This window comes from Cellvibrio sp. PSBB023, assembly GCF_002007605.1.
Taxonomy (GTDB): Bacteria; Pseudomonadota; Gammaproteobacteria; order Pseudomonadales; family Cellvibrionaceae; genus Cellvibrio.
The window spans coordinates 64,647-81,725 of record NZ_CP019799.1; the positions used below are offsets into that span (position 1 = coordinate 64,647).

Genomic DNA, 17,079 nt, shown 5'->3' on the forward strand with positions numbered 1-17,079 from the left:
CATGGGTCGAAAATCAGGAATCGACAAGCTGCCGGAAAATATCCGCAGCCACATTGAACGGCGGTTGCGTGAAAACGAATTGACGTTGGACGAACTCATCGACGACTTACGTTTGGCATTCCCTGAAGAGACATTGCCAAGCCGCAGTGCATTAGGCCGCAAGCGTATGGCGTTCGATGAAATGGCCAAAAGCATGCGCGAGATCGATGCCGCCAGCCGTGCATTGGTTGCAGAGATGGGTGAAAGCTTTGATGACCGCAGCGGTGCATTGCTCGCCCAAGCCGTTACCACCCTCGCTACTAATGTGGCATTTCAGCGCTTGCAAGATGAACCAGAAGAACTGGATGTTGGCGATGTATTGAAACTCGCCCGCACTGCTCGTGCCGCACAAGAGGCGCGAAACCTCAGCCTTAAAGAGCGGATGCAAATTGAGAAATTAGCCCGTGAAAAATTACTGGCTGAACAATCCGATAACTTGGAAAAAGAAGCCAAGCAACAAGGCATGACTGAAGATCAGGTGCAATTCTGGCGTGAACGTGTGCTGGGGATTAAATAATGACAGCGGCAATAAAACCTTTATCAAGCACTGTTCGTGTCGTTGAGTGGGAAGAGCTGCCGCCGCGCGCACGCGATATCCCAACCAACTTAAATGCGTTAGTGGATGGTGTGCTAATGGCGCACCAGGCACACGCACTCAAGTTGCGTAAGCAGTATTCCATTTGTGTTTTTCCTAAAGGCCGCCGTACTGGTATTACATTTGGCGTGGCACAAGACAGCGTGTTTGATGCTGCCGCTAGCAAAAGCGCAGGGGGCGATAATGTTTATTATATTGGCGACACCAAGGAAAAGGGTCTTGAGTTTATTGGCTATTGCGCAAAGCTGTCTCGTGTTGTTGGCGAAGCACAGCGCCAAGGAATCTCCGATATCGAAGAGTTCCTTTTTGAGGACGTTGATGAAAAAGGAAACTCCAAACACATCACCGCCTACCGCATTCGCTATTCATCAGGTTTTCAAATCACTGCACTTTCGTCGCGCCCGGCAAACATTCGTGGTTTGCAGGGAAAAGTTATTATCGATGAGGCGGCATTTCACCAAGATGTACAAGGCGTACTGGATGCTGCCACAGCGTTGTTGATCTGGGGTGGTTCCATCACTGTCATCAGTTCTCACAACGGCAAGAACAACGCATTCAATCAGCTGTGCAAAGACGTTGAAGCCGGTCGCTATGGCGATGATGCGATTGTTTACACCATTACATTTGACGATGCAGTGACTAATGGATTGTACGAACGCAGCTGCATGATGAAAGGCACAACACCTACCGCTGAATCAAAAGAAAAGTGGTACAAGAAAATCCGTAACGCTTATGGTCCACGCAAAGCTGCAATGCGTGAAGAGCTGGACGCAATGCCACGCGATGGTAATGGTATTTGTATTCCTGGCGTTTGGATCGAGCGTGCAATGACCGAAGAGCGTCCGATTCTGCGCCTGACTTTGGATGATGATTTTGTAGCCAAAGACCCGGATTACAGAAAGGAATGGTGTAATGAATGGATTATGCGGAACATCAACCCGGTGCTTGCAACCTTGCCAAAAGACTTACGCCATATAGCCGCGCAGGACTATGCGCGCCATCGCGACTTCTCAACAATTCCCATTGGCACTATCGAGCAAAACATGAAGCTCTCAGTGCCGTTCGCCATCGAAATGAACAAGGTTCCCGCTAAACAACAGGAACAAATTCTGTGGCACACCCTGCGAGGCCTTCCCCGCTTTAGTGGTATCTCGATGGACGCTACGGGCAATGGTGAAACGATGGCCGAATACACTGCCGATGAATTTGGATCGCAGTATGTCCATCAGATCAAATTGAATCAGGCTTGGTATGGCACATGGACCCCAAAGCTGCGCGATACATTTGAAGACGAAATGATCGACTTGCCACGCGATGAAAACATGGCGAGCGATATCCGTTGCATTGAAGAGGTCAACGGCATTCCGATGATCGTTAAGGCCCGCAAGGCGGATTTGAAGGATCCTGAATTATTCCGCCACGGTGACTTTGGTTGTGCGCTGATTCTGTTAAACCATCAGAAGTTAAACATTGCGTCTCCAATTGATTTCGCTTCTACCGGCACACAACGTGCCAGCAATGACACCGATGGCTATCGCGGTCATGGCGGCAGCAGTCGTCGCACCAATACTGGAGGGTTCCGCTAGTGAACTACGAACAAACAAAAGCAGGCATCCTGGTACCCAAAAATTCATCACGCCCGGAGATGCGCGAAGTAGCAACCACTCGCGATGGCCGCGATATTACACGCGGTTACGTTGACCCGTTCATGCTGCAGCAATCAACCGACTCAGTGTTGCAATTGCGCGGCGGTGGTGATTACAAAATTTACAAAGAGGTATTGCGTGATGACCAGGTGGCGAGTTGCTTTGGCCAGCGCCGCTTGGCTGTGGTGGAAAAAGAAGTTCAGGTAGATGCCAGTGGCACTGGTCGTGCTGACAAGAAGGCCGCTGACTTTATGCGTGAACAATTAACATCGCTGCCATTTGATCGTATTACCGACAAGATGCTGTATGGCGTTTTCTACGGGTATGCTGCATCAGAAATTATGTGGGCGCGTGATGGTGCCAATATTGTTATTGACACTATTAAGGTTCGTGATCGGGTACGGTTTGGATTTGATGGCTTTGGTAACTTGCGCTTAAAAACGTTTGCCCAGCCCGATGGTGAGCTGCTGCCTGATCGCAAGTTCTGGAGCTTCAGCACCGGTGCTGATCACGACGATGAACCCTACGGTTTAGGTCTGGCGCATTGGCTGTACTGGCCGGTGTTTTTCAAACGCGCTGGTATTCAATACTGGATGATTTTCCTTGAGCGATTCGGCCAGCCAACAACTGTGGGTAAGCACCCGACCAATGCAACAGATGCGGAGAAGCGCAAGCTGTTGGATGCGTTGGAGGCAATCGCCACCGACACCGGCATCACTGTTCCCCAGGGAATGGAAATTTCATTTCTGGAAGCGGCGCGCAGCGGCGTAGCGGATTATGTGAAGCTTTGCGAATACATGGATGCTGCCATTGCAAAAATCACCTTGGGCCAAACCGCGAGCACACAAGGCACGCCGGGCAAATTAGGCAATGACAAGCTGCAAGGCGATGTGCGGGAAGATTTGATTAGCGCTGATGCTGACTTGGTCTGTGAAAGTTTCAATCAGACCGTTGTGAGATGGTTGACCGAGTACAACTTCCCCGGTGCAAAGCCGCCTCGCGTTTATCGTGTGACTGATTCAGAAGATGATCAAAATACAAAAGCCGAGCGCGATAGCAAAATCCACTCAATGGGCTTTAAGCCAACACTTAAACATATTCAAGATGAGTATGGTGGTGATTGGGTTGAGCAAAACAACACAGTGCCACCAGGCACTGGCGACCAACCTCAGCCCAGTAAAACAACCGATGAGCCTGCAACAGATCAACTCGTTGATACAACAGGTTTGGATTCTGTACAGCAAGCAGCTTTGAATGGTGCACAAATCAAATCGCTCTCTGATGTGATTGCATTGGTGCAACAGGGGCAGCTGGATCGTGAGCGCGCTTACGCATTGATTGAAGTTGGTTTCCCTGCAATTTCAAAAACGCAGATCGAACGGTTGTTGGGTGATGCTGTAAAAAAAGCAGTACAAGTGCCAGGCAAAGCGGAATTTGCGGATCCTGATACAAGCCGTGCTACCACACTCACTGATCAGCTGGATGACACGCTGCAATCTGTTACTGATGTGTGGATTAACCGCATTCGTGACCTGGTGATGAATGCAGAGAGTTTGGAGGCGATACGTGATGGCCTTGCTGAACTGCTGCCCAACATGAGCATTGAGGAGTACTCAAGTGTCATGACTGAAGCACTGCGCCTGGCAGAATTAAATGGGCGCAGTGAAATTATGGATGAGGTGGCACGTGGAAATTAAAGCGTTCAGTTTGCCCTTCGCTGAGCAGATTGAATTCTTCCGCCGCAAGCTGAATCTGCCCACGCAAAGCTGGACTGATATTTACCGTGAGCAAAACGACTGGGCATTTGTTGTGGCCGGTGCAAACCGCAATGCCATCGTTTCTGACTTTCGCACGGCAATTGAAAACGTGATTGCGGAAGGTGGAACGCTGGAGGACTTCCGTAAGGATTTTGACCGCATCGTTACTACCCATGGCTGGAGTTACAACGGTGGCCGTAATTGGCGTAGCCGTGTGATTTATGAAACGAATTTAAACAGCAGCTATATGGCTGGCCGTTACCAGCAAATGCTAGCCGTGAGTGAGCGCCGTCCATTCTGGCGTTATGTGCACAGCGGTAGCGAAAACCCACGGCATGATCACTTAAGCTGGAATAATCTGGTATTACGTTTTGATAACCCGTGGTGGCAGACACATTACCCCCCGTGTGGCTGGGGTTGCGACTGCGGCGTGCAAGCGCTGAATGAACGCGATATGAAAAGCATGGGGTTGCAGTTGGGTGAAGCGCCGCCGATGGAATGGGAGACGCGCGAGATTGGAAAGCGCAGCCCTAACGGCCCAACAACGGTACGTGTCCCAAAAGGGGTCGATCCCGGCTTTGAGCATGTGCCAGGGCAATCACGTTTGGAAAGTGCAGTGCCGAAGCAACGCACAGCGCCGCCGTTGCCTGGCACAAGCGAGAACATTGTGCCAAATACACGCGCACGCGATGTGCTACCGCGTCCACGCCCATTGCCCAATATCAATGTGAATAGCACAGACACATTTTTGAAAGAGTTCGGCGCAACGCTGGAACAACCTGCAATATTTAAAGATGCAGGTGGTGAGCGGATTGTTGTGGGTAATGAGATGTTTGCTGCTGCGCAACGTGTGGATCCACAACAGTTGCAGCTGCTATCGCAAGCATTGAAATTGCCCGATGAGATTTGGACCTTCATTGAGTGGCATGAGCAATCAAAGAGTTCATCTGTGCGCCGCCGTTATTTAGCGCGGTTGATGTTGCCAGGCAATGCCCAACCCGTCTCTGTTGTAGTTGAATTGGGTAGCGATGGTTGGACGGCAATCACATCACTGACTGATGCTAATTTAGCGATTGACGATTTGCGGGTTGGCGTACGTTTATTTGCGCGGGGTGACTAATGGCCGGTGCCAGTTTTGAGTACGATGATGCAGCTGCCCAGGAACGATTAAACCAGCTGCAGGAAAAGCTGGGGGATTTAACTCCGGCTCTACAGGACATTGGCGAATACTTGATGAACTCGCACCAACAGCGATTTAAAGATCAAGTAGCACCAGACGGTACTCCTTGGGCGCCGCTCAGCCCAAGCTATCAACGCAACAAAGCAAGGAACAAAAACCGGATATTGGTTCTGAATGGATACTTGGAGAAAAGCTTTCGCTACCAGGTTGGTAATAACGAATTAAATTTTGGAACCAATGTGCCCTATGCTGCACACCATCATTTCGGTACCAAGCCCTACACTATAAAACCGAAAACCAAAAAGGCGTTGGCATTCGGTGGTGCGGTAGTTAAGAAAGTGAATCACCCTGGATTAAAAGCGCGGCCACTGATCGGTGTGAGCGAAGCGGATACAGAAGAAATTTTGCGGCTTCTGGATGAACATTTGGAGCTTTAACAAACCCCGCTTTAAATCGCCCCTGTTACGCGCAGGGCAAAATGGCTACGGATGCCCAACTTTGCACCTGCCCCCGTTTTATAAAACGATTCAGGGGGCTTCCTGCGCGTAAAGTTATACTCCGTTTGCTTCCCCAAGTATTTTTCTCTGCAATACCCATCTAACAGGTTTTGACCGGCGTCAAAATACAAAATCAAATCCCCCGCGTAATCTGACCTCAACACATTAAAAACGGTTGAGAGCAAACCCATGGCAACAGCCAAAAAATTATTGGAAATTTTTCGCCCAGGTACATTTGTATCCGTGGAAGGGCAGCGAATTTCATTTAGCGATGCAGACGTTGCTGCAACGGTTGCGGCTTACGATGTTGCCAAGCACAAAGCGCCGTTGGTAATCGGTCACCCCAAAATTGACGACCCGGCCTATGGTCATGCTGTTTCTCTTTCACTGGGCCGCAACAATGTTGTGCTCGCCGAACCCGCCAATGTGGATCCCAGTTTTGCCGATGCGGTTAACAACGAACGCTACGACAGCATCAGCGCATCCTTTTGGTCACCTACTAACCCGCGTAACCCAGTGCCTGGTGTTTGGTATGTCCGCCACATCGGTTTTTTGGGCGCCGTTCCCCCTGCTGTTCCGGGTTTAAAACAACCGTCGTTTGCCGATGCAGACGATGCCGATCTCATCACCATCAATTTTGCCGACTCACAGGAGCCAACCATGGGCACACCAACGCAAGCCGAACTCGATAAACAAGCGCAAAAACTAAAAGACGATCAAGCCAGCTTTGCTGATCAGCAAGCTGCACAAAAGAAACTGGCAGACGATTTGGCTGCTCGTGAAAAAGCACTTGCCGCGAAAGAACAGAAAGCCCGTGAGGACGAAATTAATTCGTTCGCTGAAGGGCTGATCAAAAGTGGAAAGCTGTTGCCGGTAGAGAAAACCGGAATGGTCGCATTGTTGGGGGCATTACCTGCTGACCAAGAAGTGAGTTTCGCAGATGGCGACGGCAAAACCGTAAGCCAGGCAAGTGCGGATGTGTTGCGTAACTTCCTGACCAACTTGCCGCCACGTGTTGACTTTGCAGAGCATTCAGCGCGTGAGGAAGGTGAGCAAGTTCACGATGCCAGTTTTGCAGCACCGGATGGCTTTACTGCCGACGCAGAGCGGATGGAATTGCACAAGAAAATTCAGGCTCATGCAGACAAGCACAAAATGAGTTACGCCGATGCAGCTCGTGTAGTGGGCCGTTAAACCCGGAACTAGATCGGGCTAATCGTTACATATTAATTTTCATTTTAACGAGGTTTTTTATGAGCACGCAAAAACTTCCTGTGCTGTCAGTCACTCGCAAGGCGACTGCTGCGCTTACCAAGTATCAGTACATCACAGCCTCTGGTGCTGTTGCCGCAGCTGGTGCTGCTGGTATCGGTTTGGTGGTTACCGATGCAGACAGTGGTGATGACATTACTGTCGATGTTCTTGGAACAAGTACCGCAATGGCAGGCGCTGCTGTAGCTAATGGTGCGCGTTTGCAGGTTGGTACCGGAGGCAAATTAATTACAGCAACCACCGGCGTTCCAGTAGCACAAGCATTAGAAGCAGGCACGACCGATCAACCATTTGAAGTGTTGCTGTTGCCAGGCCTTTCCGCTCCGGCTTAATCGCTCATTTAGTTTTTGGTGCACGTTTTCCTAACAATTTTTTAACTCAATGGAGTTACAGCTATGTCTAAAGCAGGTTCTCAAAATCGGGTTGTCGATCCCGTATTAACTAGCGTTGCAATCGGCTATACCAATGGCGCGTTTATTGGTCACTTCTTATTTCCACGCGTTCCTGTTGGCGTTCGCGGCGGCACTATTCTTGAGTTTGGTAAAGAAGCCTTTAAGCGTTTTGCCGCTCGTCGTTCACCAGGTTCAGGTACAAAGCGAATTCGCTTTGGTCACGAAGGCAAGAAGTTTGCCTTGACTCAAGATTCACTGGAAGGTGTTGTACCGCGCGAGGAGCTGCAAGATGCAGAGCAAACGCCTGGTATCAATCTTGGATCTGGAGCAGTTACTAGCACATTGGACATCATGCTCAATTTGCTGGAGGACGAACAAGCAACTATTGCGCGCAATCCTTCGAATTACAGCACTTCTAATAAGCTGGATTTAACTGCAAGTAGCTGGCGCAATCCAGATCGCAATCCGTTAGAAGATATAGCAGCAGGTCGTGTTGCTGTCGCAAACAAAATTGCCAAAAAACCTAACACGTTGGCATTAAGTGAATCTGCGTATGAAGCACTTCGCACAAACCCTCACGTATCTGGAAAATTCTCAGGTATCAAAGCCAGCGCTATTACTGAAACCGACTTGGCTGCTGTAATCGGTATTGAGCGTGTGGTAGTTGGTAGCGCATTAATTGAGCCTGTAGGTGGTGGCGAACCGGCACCAACGTGGGGCAATGACGCTGTGTTGGCTTACACCGATATTGGTAGCGTTGCAGATCGTGGTCGTCCTAGTTACGGCTACACATACACACTGAATGGCAATCCATTTGTTGAACCAACTTATTACGACAATAACGCAAAAAGTTGGATATACCCCGTCACCTATGAACGCTCACCTGAATTGACTGGTGTTGACGCTGGCTACTTGTTTATCGGTGCCGGTGCTGATTACACCGGCTAACCGAGTCAGCCATGACACCCAAGGACGGGGCTTTTAACCAATTTTTTCAAGCAGGTGAATCATATGAATCGCACGAAAATGTACGTTGCGCTCTGCGCAGTCGTAATTGGCAAGAAAATTATCGCTGCCGGTAAACCAATTCCCTCCGATGTTAGCGCAGCAAAAATTAACGCATGGCTTGGTAATAATTCCATCGAAGAAGTTGATGTTCCCGAGCCAAGCGCTGAAGCACAAGCGGCTGCAATTGCTAAAGCAAAAGCGCAGGCTGAGCGCGATGAATTAGAGCGTCGTGCAACCGAACTTGGTATTTATCAACCATATGCACTTAACGATGAAGGGTTGATTGCTGCCATCGCAAAAGCGGAAGCAGAGGCCAAGGCCAATACAGTTGCAACAAATGATTCGGTGGCTGGCACCCAAACCATCACGGGTGATGGAACTGGCCAAAGCCTGCCTGATGCTTCTAATACCGAACAGGAAGCGGAAGGTATCGCTGGCGAAAAAACAGCAATCATCAAACGCGCTGTTTTACCAGAAGAGCGCTCTGTTGAACTCGGTGCGTTAAGTGCAGCTGCACTGAAAAAAGTTGCTGGTGAATTGAAAGTTGCTGGCGCTGCTCAAATGAAAAAAGAGCAGCTCGTAGAAGCGATTATGGCAATTGAGTTTGCACCAAAAGAATAAATCACCAACGGCAATAAAAGGATTGCGACAAAGGTAATGCCCCGCAAACCAGCACCACAGGACGTGGTGCGCGGGTAAACAAATTCGGAGTTCTCATGGCTTACATCACTCACCAACAATTGCTTGATCGCCCCGGCTCCCGTGAGCTGGCCGAAGTAGCGAGCAATGAAGATGGCGACCTAGTGCCTTACGAGCTAATTGCACTCACGTTAAGTGGTGGTGACCGCAGCGCATTTGATGCAGAGCAAATTGCCGATGCCGATGCAGCACTTGCGCGCATTGACGATGCAGTAGCCGATGCCGATGGTGTGATTGATGGGTACCTGCGCAAAGCAGGCTACCAATTGCCACTCTCCCAGTGCCCCGCTTGGTTGTTGTCTGGTGCCGTGCGATCACTCGCTACTACCTGCATAAAAACCGCCGGACATTAGAGAGCGACGACATGATTGTGCGCGATTACAAAGACGCGCTGCGCCTCCTGGAGCAAACCGTTAGCGGCAAGCTTTCCCTGGGCGCGGATGATGACGTAGTAGAGACCGGTGCAGGCATGCCGCAGGTAACCAAAGGCAGTAGCCGTATGCGCGATGCTCTGCGAGATTTTTGATCATGGATTTTTTTGACTCTCAATTAATCATCGAGCATTTAAAAGATCCGGCGTTTGGATTTGAAAAAGTGGAAGGTGCTGCCGAGTATGCCGCCGTTGAAAAGATCGGTAGTTTTAGGCACAACACTTTGTATGTAGTTGTATCAAGGGAACGCAATAAAAGCCCGGGCAAATCGGCAGTTTCCAAGCGCGCTATTGCGGAAGTCAACTTTGGAATTATCTCAGTCGGTAGAAATTACCGGGACGCAACCGGCGCAGCAGCTCTACAAGATATTGGCCCCGTAATTGGCAGGGTTCGAAAAGCAATTTTAGGTTGGACTCCTGCTGGTTGCCTAGAGGCGTGTCAATGGTTAGAGGGGTACGTACAGGACTACGACAAAACCAATCTACTTTGGGTCGATGTTTTTACTACCAGTTACACCATAGGCAATTAACCCGTATTCCCCAGATTATTTTCAATCACGTAACAGGAGGCCATCATGGCTTTTGCAGTTAAACACAAAGAAATGTCTTACATCGGTGTTGGCGCCATCTATCTGGAGCTGCTCGGTAGTGCTGGCGGCTTACTCAATATTGGCAACTGTAGCCAGCTGGAATATGCATTCGATGAAGAAAAACAGGAGCTGCCGAATTACATGACGCCTGGCGGCGGTAACGCCAACGTGCAAAGTAAAATCAGTAGTTTTACTGGCAGCGTAGTACTACATGACTTTACGGCTGAAAACCTTGCTCTTGCGTTGCGTGGTGCCGTTACTGCTGTGACGGCGGGTACTGTAACGGATGAAGTTCAACAGTGCGCGGGAGTCGATGGCGAACTGATTCCTTTTGACTTTCCCATTGACCATGGCGCTGCCATCACCGTTAAAACGGCTTCCGATGTGGCTCTGTTATTAGATGAGGATTACACGATTACCTCAACCGGTATTGTTGTGATCGGCGGCGGTGCTATTACCAACGCTGGTGTGAAGGTCAGTTACACCAAAGCGGTTGGCGCAATCATGGAGGCGCTGGTTGCATCCGGTCAGGAATTTCGCCTGCACTTTGATGGTGTGAACGATGCACAGAGCGGAAAACCGGTAGCCATCACCAACCATCGTATTAAATTTTCGCCTACCAGTGGCCTCGCATTTTTGGGTTCCGAGTTTGGCGAAATCCCCTTGTCCTTCGACGTACTGAGTTCTTCCACTGTTGTTGGAACGGGCTTATCAAAATACATGCGTATCGCCCAGGCAACTTAACAATAACTGCAATCCCATCTGCTGCGGCGGATCAATCAAGGCACCGCAGGGTGCCTTTTTTGTTAGTGAATAGAATTCTGGATTAATCATGGCCGTTAAAGACTCTGTTTTAAATTTCATCATCAAAGCCAAGAACATGGCTGGTGATGTTGTTTCCAAATTTCGTGATGACGTAAAAGCATTGGATACCACCAGTGCCGATGCCAGTAAGTCTGTTGACGCACTGGGCGCAGCAGCAGAGAGCTTGGCCAAAGACGTCAGTAGTGCAAGCACCGGTACCGAATCACTTAATACCACGCTCAATGATGTCAGTGAAAATGCCAGCGATGCAGCGCAATCGCTGGATGATGCTGATAGCTCAATGAGTGAAATTGCCAGCACGGCAAAAAGCGTTGACGCTGCAAGTGCTGCCGCCAGCAAATCAGTAAATGATTTGGGTGATGCCGCACAAGAATTAGCTAACAACACCGGTAGCGCGAGCGCGGGTGCCGAGTCACTCGTGAAGGCGATTAACGATGTTGATAACGGCGATGCAGCTCAATCGCTATATGAACTGAGCGATTTCCTAGAAAAATTGGCCGAACACGCCGCCAGCGCTAGCACCGGTACAAGCAAACTGAATTCGGAACTAGATGGCGTTAGTGAGAATGCTAGCGATGCCGCCAGCGCTTTAAAAAGTGCCGACTCTTCAATTGATAGCATCACTACTGCCGCAAACCAAAGTGCCACCGCAGCGGATAAAGCTGGTACCGCTGCCACCAAATTGGCGCAGCGATATGACGCCGCAGGTAAGCCGATTGAAACTACCCGCCAGGAAATTAAAGCAACCAACGATGAGTTAAAAGATACCGAAAGCAGTACTGCAAAAGCGGGCACATCCATTGGTTCGTTCACCAAGCGTTTACTCGCATTGGCTGCTGCGGCTGTGGGCATCCACACGATTACCAATGCGTTTAAATCCATGTTTGAAACAGGCGATAAATTTGAGCGCCTGTCACTGCAAATGGAACAAACCATGGGGTCGCTCGCTGCGGGTGAGCAGGCTACCGAATGGGTAAAAGATTTTGCGAAAAATACGCCGCTGCAATTACAAGAAGTTACCGATACTTTTTTGCGGTTGAAAAACTTTGGGCTGGATCCTCAAGCGGGCGCGATGCAGGCCATCGTGGATCAATCCGCAAAACTAGGTAAAGGCTATGAAGCTGTAGAAGGTATTTCCCTGGCGCTCGGCCAGGCCTGGGCAAAGCAGAAATTACAAGGCGAAGAGATTCTGCAACTGATTGAGCGCGGTGTTCCCGTGTGGGATCTGCTGGCCACCACCACCGGCAAAACCACTGCCGAAATACAGAAAATGTCGGAAGCAGGGTTGCTGGGGCGCGATGCAATCAAAGCCATGATTGATGAAATGGGCAGGCAAAGCGCCGGTGCTGCAGCGCAAAACATGAGCCTGCTGTCTGGCTACATCTCAACCCTTAAAGATGAGTGGCAGCTGTTCTTAAATGAGATAGCCAAATCTGGTGCATTGGATTATGCAAAGGAGCAGTTGCGTCAATTAATTCAATACATCCAAGAGCTGAAGGCGAATGGCGAATTGCAGCAATGGGCGCAGCGTATTAGTGATGGTTTTATTGCTCTTGCAGAAGCCACTAAAGCGGTAGTGATTGGCATTAAAGATAATATTGGCGCCCTTGCTCTACTTGCAAAAGCGTATGCCACGGTGAAACTCATTGAATTTGCTGGTGATGCGAAAAACCTCGCTAGTGCCTTGGGTGTTTTGGCGAGCAGAAAAAAAGGGGTAACAGACCAGGCAACGCTGCTTGCTACTGCGATGCGCGCAATTCCATGGATATTCGTCGCTGATGGTGCGGCAAAGGCGATTGCAGCCTACAACGAGTTACGTGAGGCCAAAGCAAAACTGGCTGCCTCTCAAGCGATTGAAAATAAAGCCCAGGCTGAAGCCGCTGATCGCATCGCCGAGTTCAATGCACAAACCGGCCTTGCAGTTAAATCTCTTGATGAAATTATTGCGGCGCAAGACGCGGGTACTGTTGCCATTGATGAATACACTGGGAAGTGGCGTTTGGCTACAGACCAAATTACAGAGGCCGAGAAAGCAGAGCGCGCTCAAGTTGCTGCAATGAAAGATGCGCAGCAAGAGCGGCAAAGTTATCTCGCTCAAGTCGATACGCTGCTAAACAAATTCTCACAAGTCAAAACCGCCGGTGGTGATGTCAGTGAAGCGATAGCCGCTATTGCGACAGAGGCGCAGCGGGGTGGACAAGGTGGCATTCAAGCGCTGGCAACTGCGATACAAAACATCGCTTTTGAGGGCAGGCCACCAAAGAGCAACTGCAAAACGGCTTGGCTGCGTTTCTGAAAGACCTGAGCACTGAGCAATACACAGCGTTTGGCAAATACATTGAAGAAGCGCTCGCGAAAGTACAGAGCGGTGCCAGCGGTGCACATGCGAGCTTGGGTGCATTGAGTGCACTCATGAATGGCGACATGCGCGCCGCTGCACAGCGTTTAGGTGTTGATGTCGGTGAAGTACTCACCGGTATTGATAAAGAGAGCGCTGCTGCTATATCCAATTTTACTGCCCTCGCACAAAAGCTGAATGAGACCTCTGTCGCCGGTGAAGACACTAATAAAATCTTAAAAGCTGGTTTACTGGCAACACTCAAAAGCCTGGACACAAAACAGGAAATTGATGCGACCAGATCTGCACTGCAGCAGCTTGCTGCCGATGGGGTTATTACCCAAGAAGCATTGGTTGGGCTAAACGCGCAGTTGGATCAACACGCCAAAAACATTCTGACAAATGCGAATGCTCAGAAAATGGCAACCGATGCTAACAAGGAGGCCGCCAGTTCATGGGGGATGATCTCTGTCGCATCCAACGATGCTGCACAAAAAATGCAGATTGTTGGTGGTGCTGCCAAATGGTTGCAGGATGTTTATGCAGAGCTACGCGGCGAAATTGAAGCGCTGGGCCCCGCAGCATTGGCTTCATTTGAAAAGCTGCAAGGGGTACGGCCTAACACGGCTCCAATCACAGGTGATTTTGCTGAACTGAAGCAATCAATCAGTGATGCTACCAATGAAATTGATCGCTTACAAAAACTCGCCATGGGTGCTGACTTCACCGGCATCAGTCGCTACTTGCGCGATACCATGGTCAACGCTGAGATCGTCAAAAAAGAATACGCCGAGCAGCAGTTAGCTCTGCAACGTTTGCAGCAAGCCTATTCAGACGGCGCGATATCCGCCCGTGACTTTATTAACTCCGCACGCGGCGCTGCCAGCTCTACCAGTTTATTAAATCAAGCCGACCTTTCCGCACTGAAAAACCAGATCAAATCTGCCCAGGAGCAGATGGAGAGTTTTCGCGCATCCACCCAGGGCACGCTCAACAGTTTGCAAAGCGAATTAGCCAGCCTGCAGGGCAATGCGGAACGTGTTGCACAACTGGCGTATGAAGCGCGCATTGCTGACCTTAATGCAAAACTGGAAGACGCGCGGGCAACCGGTGATAAAGAGGCAATCACCAACGCTCAGCAAGCACTGAAAATTGCACAAGACATTTTCAACATCAAAAAGCAGCAAATCGCTGAAGAGAAAAAAGCCCAGGAACAAGCACAGGAAAAAGCGAGGCTTGAGGAAGCTGCACGGAAGGTGGAAGAAACAAAAACTCAACAGCAGGCATCGCAGCCCCAAACCCAACCGCAAGTGACACCACAGCCGGCCAATGTGCAGCGGATTGAAATAGCGTTGCCCAGTGGGCAAACGGCAAACCTCACTGGCTCTGCTGATGACATAAACAACTTACTGAATTTTTTAAACGAAGCCGGGTTGAGGTCAACACAATGATTTTGGGTGGCGTAGACATTACCGACAATTTTGTGTGGTCGGATGAATTTAATTACAACCAGGTTGAGCAATCGCAAGAGCGCAGCATTACCGGCGGCATGATTATTCAAGGTGGGATTAAACAATATGGCCGCCCGATTACCCTGGGTGAAAGCTGGCTCCCGCGTTTCATTGTTGACGCACTGTTCGCACTGGAAGCGACCATCGCCCCCATGCAATTAGAACTGGCAGATGGCCGCGAATTTACCGTGGTGTTTGATCGTTCACGCGGAGTGGCCGTGGATGCAAAACCCGTGGATGGCTATGTGCTGGCCGCGAACGACCCCAACTGGCAATACAAAGTCACCATCCGTTTATTGACCATTGAACCAACACCAGAACCAGAGGAACCATAACCGTGGCAATTACCAGTAATGACATAAAGTTGATGCAGTCTGAGCGACTGACCGAGGATTCTGATGGCGGTGGCCAGATGACAGGCCTGCCCGTGATTGATGGCGACATCAATAACTTGTTTGAAGATATTTCACGTGTGGATCGCACTTACGGTGATGTCAGCCTGCGTAAAGCGTTTTTAAAAGTGGATACGGCCACTGCTGATCTCTATTTGGACTCTCACGCGATTCTCAGCGCACAACCTGCTGACCCCAATGTCAGTGGATTGCTGTTCACTACCAGTGATTTTTATGACCAGCGATCATCTGCCAGGCAGCGTATTGAATCGTTTGTTGTTGCTGGCCCGGTGACTGGAATGTTTTTGCGGGGCACACAGTTACAAGGTCAGCGTGCGTTGATTGTTTATACGCCCTCGGTAAATAACTCCACTCCGCCGGAGATCGGCGAAACCTACATGCTGCAGTACAAACAGGATTTAAATACCCGCCAATTCGTTAAGGTATTAAATGTTCAGCAGTCGACAGAGCGATTCACCTACACGATTATCAATGGTGATATTCGAACCTTCACAGCGACGCAGTACATTATTGAGCTGTCGTCCGAGTTGAAGATGGACTACCCGGCAAGTGATCCACAGCCGCTGCCGAATAATGACAGCAAGCTGTACAGCACTCAGCCTGCAACATCGGCCAAGTATTACGGTACAACGGTGCTATCACAGCCTGCAGAGGCTGGTGCTACCAGTGTGCGAGTCGCTGGCACCTTTGCGCCCATTATCCCAACTGCATCCAGTGAGACGCCGGTAATTGATCAGCGCCCCGGTGGCTTCGTTAGTCAGATTGTGCCGTCTTCATCGCAAACCATTGCAATACCCGTAGTGATTGCTGCAAACACGCAAAGCGCACTACCAACACCGGTTGTGCCTGGCTCAGCATCATTCAGTGCGGGTGGCACTGCCTATGTTGATAAGGGCGGGAAGTTTGTTAACGCCAGTGGTGACGCTGGACCATTGGCCGGGTCGGCAATTGATTATCGAACCGGTGCTATCACTTGGGCCGGATCAGTATCGGCAACAGTCAGCTTTACTTATCGACCTGGCACGCTGCGTCAGCAATTACCGAATACCGGCAGTATTGAAATTGATGAAACCAATCGAAATTTTAACTATGTGCTGAGTATTGACCCGCCCCCTGCACCGACAACATTTAATGCGTCCTATCAATATCTGGGCAAATGGTACGAGCTGCAAGACGATGGCACCGGCACATTGATCGGTGATGGCTCTGGGCAAATTAATTATTCAACTGGATCAATTGTTTTAACACTGCAAGCACAGCCGGACGCTAACTCACTGATTTTTTATCGTTGGACGGATGCAGATTTGTATACCCCTGCTGCTGCCGACTCATTTGATGGCACAACACCCATCAACATTTATCTGGATAACAAAATGGTTGTGCCTGGAACGGTAACCATTAGCTGGACTAGCGGTACTGCAAAAACGGCAACTGATGCTGACGGTGTGATTAGTGGTGATGCCACTGGCCGTATTGATTACGCAACAGGAATTATTCGATTGACGGCAGCAGCAGTGCCTAATGCAGGTACCGGCTGGACGGTGCAATACTCACATAAAAATCAAAGCGAGTTAAAAACATCTAACGCGGTACCTAACAACACAACCAAAGCGGATATATCACTATCGGCGGGCGCGAATTGTGAGCCCGGATCAGTATCGTTCAGGCTCATAAAATCAATAAAGAAAACGGTAGTAAATGGTAGCGGTATTTTGCTGAGCACTACGTACTTTGATCTCTATCGCAGCATTACCGATAACGGTAATGGTTCGCTGATTGATCGCAGCTATGGGGAAAATACGGTTGTCGGCTCAATCAATTACACGACGGGGCAGATTGTAGTCAGTGGTAGTGCGTTCCTGAAAAACTACAACGAATAGGTGATTT

General features: G+C 49.7%; 15 protein-coding genes and 1 pseudogene. All 16 read left to right on the forward strand.

Annotation, left to right across the window (positions count from 1 at the left end; all coding sequences use genetic code 11):
• The first annotated feature begins 1 nt into the window (after position 1).
• Positions 2 to 556, forward strand: coding sequence for a phage protein Gp27 family protein (locus B0D95_RS00340; protein WP_078042031.1), 555 nt, complete (start codon positions 2 to 4; stop codon positions 554 to 556).
• Positions 556 to 2,220, forward strand: coding sequence for a hypothetical protein (locus B0D95_RS00345; protein WP_078042032.1), 1,665 nt, complete (start codon positions 556 to 558; stop codon positions 2,218 to 2,220). The genes B0D95_RS00340 and B0D95_RS00345 overlap by 1 nt, the downstream gene beginning before the upstream one ends.
• Positions 2,220 to 3,977, forward strand: a complete 1,758-nt coding sequence (locus B0D95_RS00350) for a DUF935 domain-containing protein (protein ID WP_210403663.1) — start codon at positions 2,220 to 2,222, stop codon at positions 3,975 to 3,977. Before B0D95_RS00345 ends, B0D95_RS00350 begins: the two co-directional genes overlap by 1 nt.
• On the forward strand, positions 3,967 to 5,157 hold the full coding sequence (locus B0D95_RS00355; protein WP_149867832.1) for a PBECR2 nuclease fold domain-containing protein: 1,191 nt from the start codon (positions 3,967 to 3,969) through the stop codon (positions 5,155 to 5,157). The genes B0D95_RS00350 and B0D95_RS00355 overlap by 11 nt, the downstream gene beginning before the upstream one ends.
• Positions 5,157 to 5,654: a phage virion morphogenesis protein gene (locus tag B0D95_RS00360; RefSeq protein ID WP_078042033.1), complete on the forward strand. Its 498-nt coding sequence runs from the start codon at positions 5,157 to 5,159 to the stop codon at positions 5,652 to 5,654. Before B0D95_RS00355 ends, B0D95_RS00360 begins: the two co-directional genes overlap by 1 nt.
• Before the next feature lie 249 nt (positions 5,655 to 5,903).
• Positions 5,904 to 6,908 (forward strand): hypothetical protein, encoded by a 1,005-nt coding sequence (locus B0D95_RS00370; protein WP_078042035.1) that lies wholly within the window; start codon positions 5,904 to 5,906, stop codon positions 6,906 to 6,908.
• Between the two features lie 59 nt (positions 6,909 to 6,967).
• Positions 6,968 to 7,318, forward strand: a complete 351-nt coding sequence (locus B0D95_RS00375; protein ID WP_078042036.1) for a capsid cement protein — start codon at positions 6,968 to 6,970, stop codon at positions 7,316 to 7,318.
• Positions 7,319 to 7,381: 63 nt separating this feature from the next.
• The gene (locus B0D95_RS00380; protein WP_078042037.1) at positions 7,382 to 8,326 is read left to right on the forward strand and encodes a hypothetical protein; all 945 of its coding nucleotides are present in this window, start codon (positions 7,382 to 7,384) and stop codon (positions 8,324 to 8,326) included.
• Positions 8,327 to 8,389: 63 nt separating this feature from the next.
• Positions 8,390 to 9,007 carry a Rho termination factor N-terminal domain-containing protein gene (locus B0D95_RS00385; protein ID WP_078042038.1) on the forward strand — a complete coding sequence of 206 codons (618 nt, stop codon included), beginning with the start codon at positions 8,390 to 8,392 and terminating at the stop codon, positions 9,005 to 9,007.
• Positions 9,008 to 9,102: 95 nt separating this feature from the next.
• A pseudogene (locus B0D95_RS00390) lies at positions 9,103 to 9,611 on the forward strand (gp436 family protein).
• A 2-nt stretch (positions 9,612 to 9,613) separates the two neighbouring features.
• On the forward strand, positions 9,614 to 10,045 hold the full coding sequence (locus tag B0D95_RS00395; protein WP_078042039.1) for a hypothetical protein: 432 nt from the start codon (positions 9,614 to 9,616) through the stop codon (positions 10,043 to 10,045).
• A 45-nt stretch (positions 10,046 to 10,090) separates the two neighbouring features.
• Positions 10,091 to 10,849, forward strand: a complete 759-nt coding sequence (locus tag B0D95_RS00400; RefSeq protein ID WP_078042040.1) for a hypothetical protein — start codon at positions 10,091 to 10,093, stop codon at positions 10,847 to 10,849.
• Positions 10,850 to 10,937: 88 nt separating this feature from the next.
• Positions 10,938 to 13,226, forward strand: a complete 2,289-nt coding sequence (locus tag B0D95_RS00405; protein ID WP_078042041.1) for a tape measure protein — start codon at positions 10,938 to 10,940, stop codon at positions 13,224 to 13,226.
• Positions 13,211 to 14,719: a hypothetical protein gene (locus tag B0D95_RS00410; protein ID WP_078042042.1), complete on the forward strand. Its 1,509-nt coding sequence runs from the start codon at positions 13,211 to 13,213 to the stop codon at positions 14,717 to 14,719. The genes B0D95_RS00405 and B0D95_RS00410 overlap by 16 nt, the downstream gene beginning before the upstream one ends.
• On the forward strand, positions 14,716 to 15,114 hold the full coding sequence (locus B0D95_RS00415) for a hypothetical protein (RefSeq protein ID WP_078042043.1): 399 nt from the start codon (positions 14,716 to 14,718) through the stop codon (positions 15,112 to 15,114). The genes B0D95_RS00410 and B0D95_RS00415 overlap by 4 nt, the downstream gene beginning before the upstream one ends.
• Positions 15,115 to 15,116: 2 nt before the next feature.
• Positions 15,117 to 17,072, forward strand: coding sequence for a hypothetical protein (locus tag B0D95_RS00420; protein WP_078042044.1), 1,956 nt, complete (start codon positions 15,117 to 15,119; stop codon positions 17,070 to 17,072).
• The last annotated feature ends 7 nt before the right edge of the window (positions 17,073 to 17,079 follow it).

Bases quoted from the DNA above. Each gene is read 5' to 3' on its own strand.
- B0D95_RS00340 (WP_078042031.1), top strand. From the start codon at position 2: ATGGGTCGAAAATCAGGAATCGACAAGCTGCCGGAAAATATCCGCAGC.
- B0D95_RS00345 (WP_078042032.1), top strand. From the start codon at position 556: ATGACAGCGGCAATAAAACCTTTATCAAGCACTGTTCGTGTCGTTGAG.
- B0D95_RS00360 (WP_078042033.1), top strand. From the start codon at position 5,157: ATGGCCGGTGCCAGTTTTGAGTACGATGATGCAGCTGCCCAGGAACGA.
- B0D95_RS00370 (WP_078042035.1), top strand. From the start codon at position 5,904: ATGGCAACAGCCAAAAAATTATTGGAAATTTTTCGCCCAGGTACATTT.
- B0D95_RS00375 (WP_078042036.1), top strand. From the start codon at position 6,968: ATGAGCACGCAAAAACTTCCTGTGCTGTCAGTCACTCGCAAGGCGACT.
- B0D95_RS00380 (WP_078042037.1), top strand. From the start codon at position 7,382: ATGTCTAAAGCAGGTTCTCAAAATCGGGTTGTCGATCCCGTATTAACT.
- B0D95_RS00385 (WP_078042038.1), top strand. From the start codon at position 8,390: ATGAATCGCACGAAAATGTACGTTGCGCTCTGCGCAGTCGTAATTGGC.
- B0D95_RS00395 (WP_078042039.1), top strand. From the start codon at position 9,614: ATGGATTTTTTTGACTCTCAATTAATCATCGAGCATTTAAAAGATCCG.
- B0D95_RS00400 (WP_078042040.1), top strand. From the start codon at position 10,091: ATGGCTTTTGCAGTTAAACACAAAGAAATGTCTTACATCGGTGTTGGC.
- B0D95_RS00405 (WP_078042041.1), top strand. From the start codon at position 10,938: ATGGCCGTTAAAGACTCTGTTTTAAATTTCATCATCAAAGCCAAGAAC.
- B0D95_RS00415 (WP_078042043.1), top strand. From the start codon at position 14,716: ATGATTTTGGGTGGCGTAGACATTACCGACAATTTTGTGTGGTCGGAT.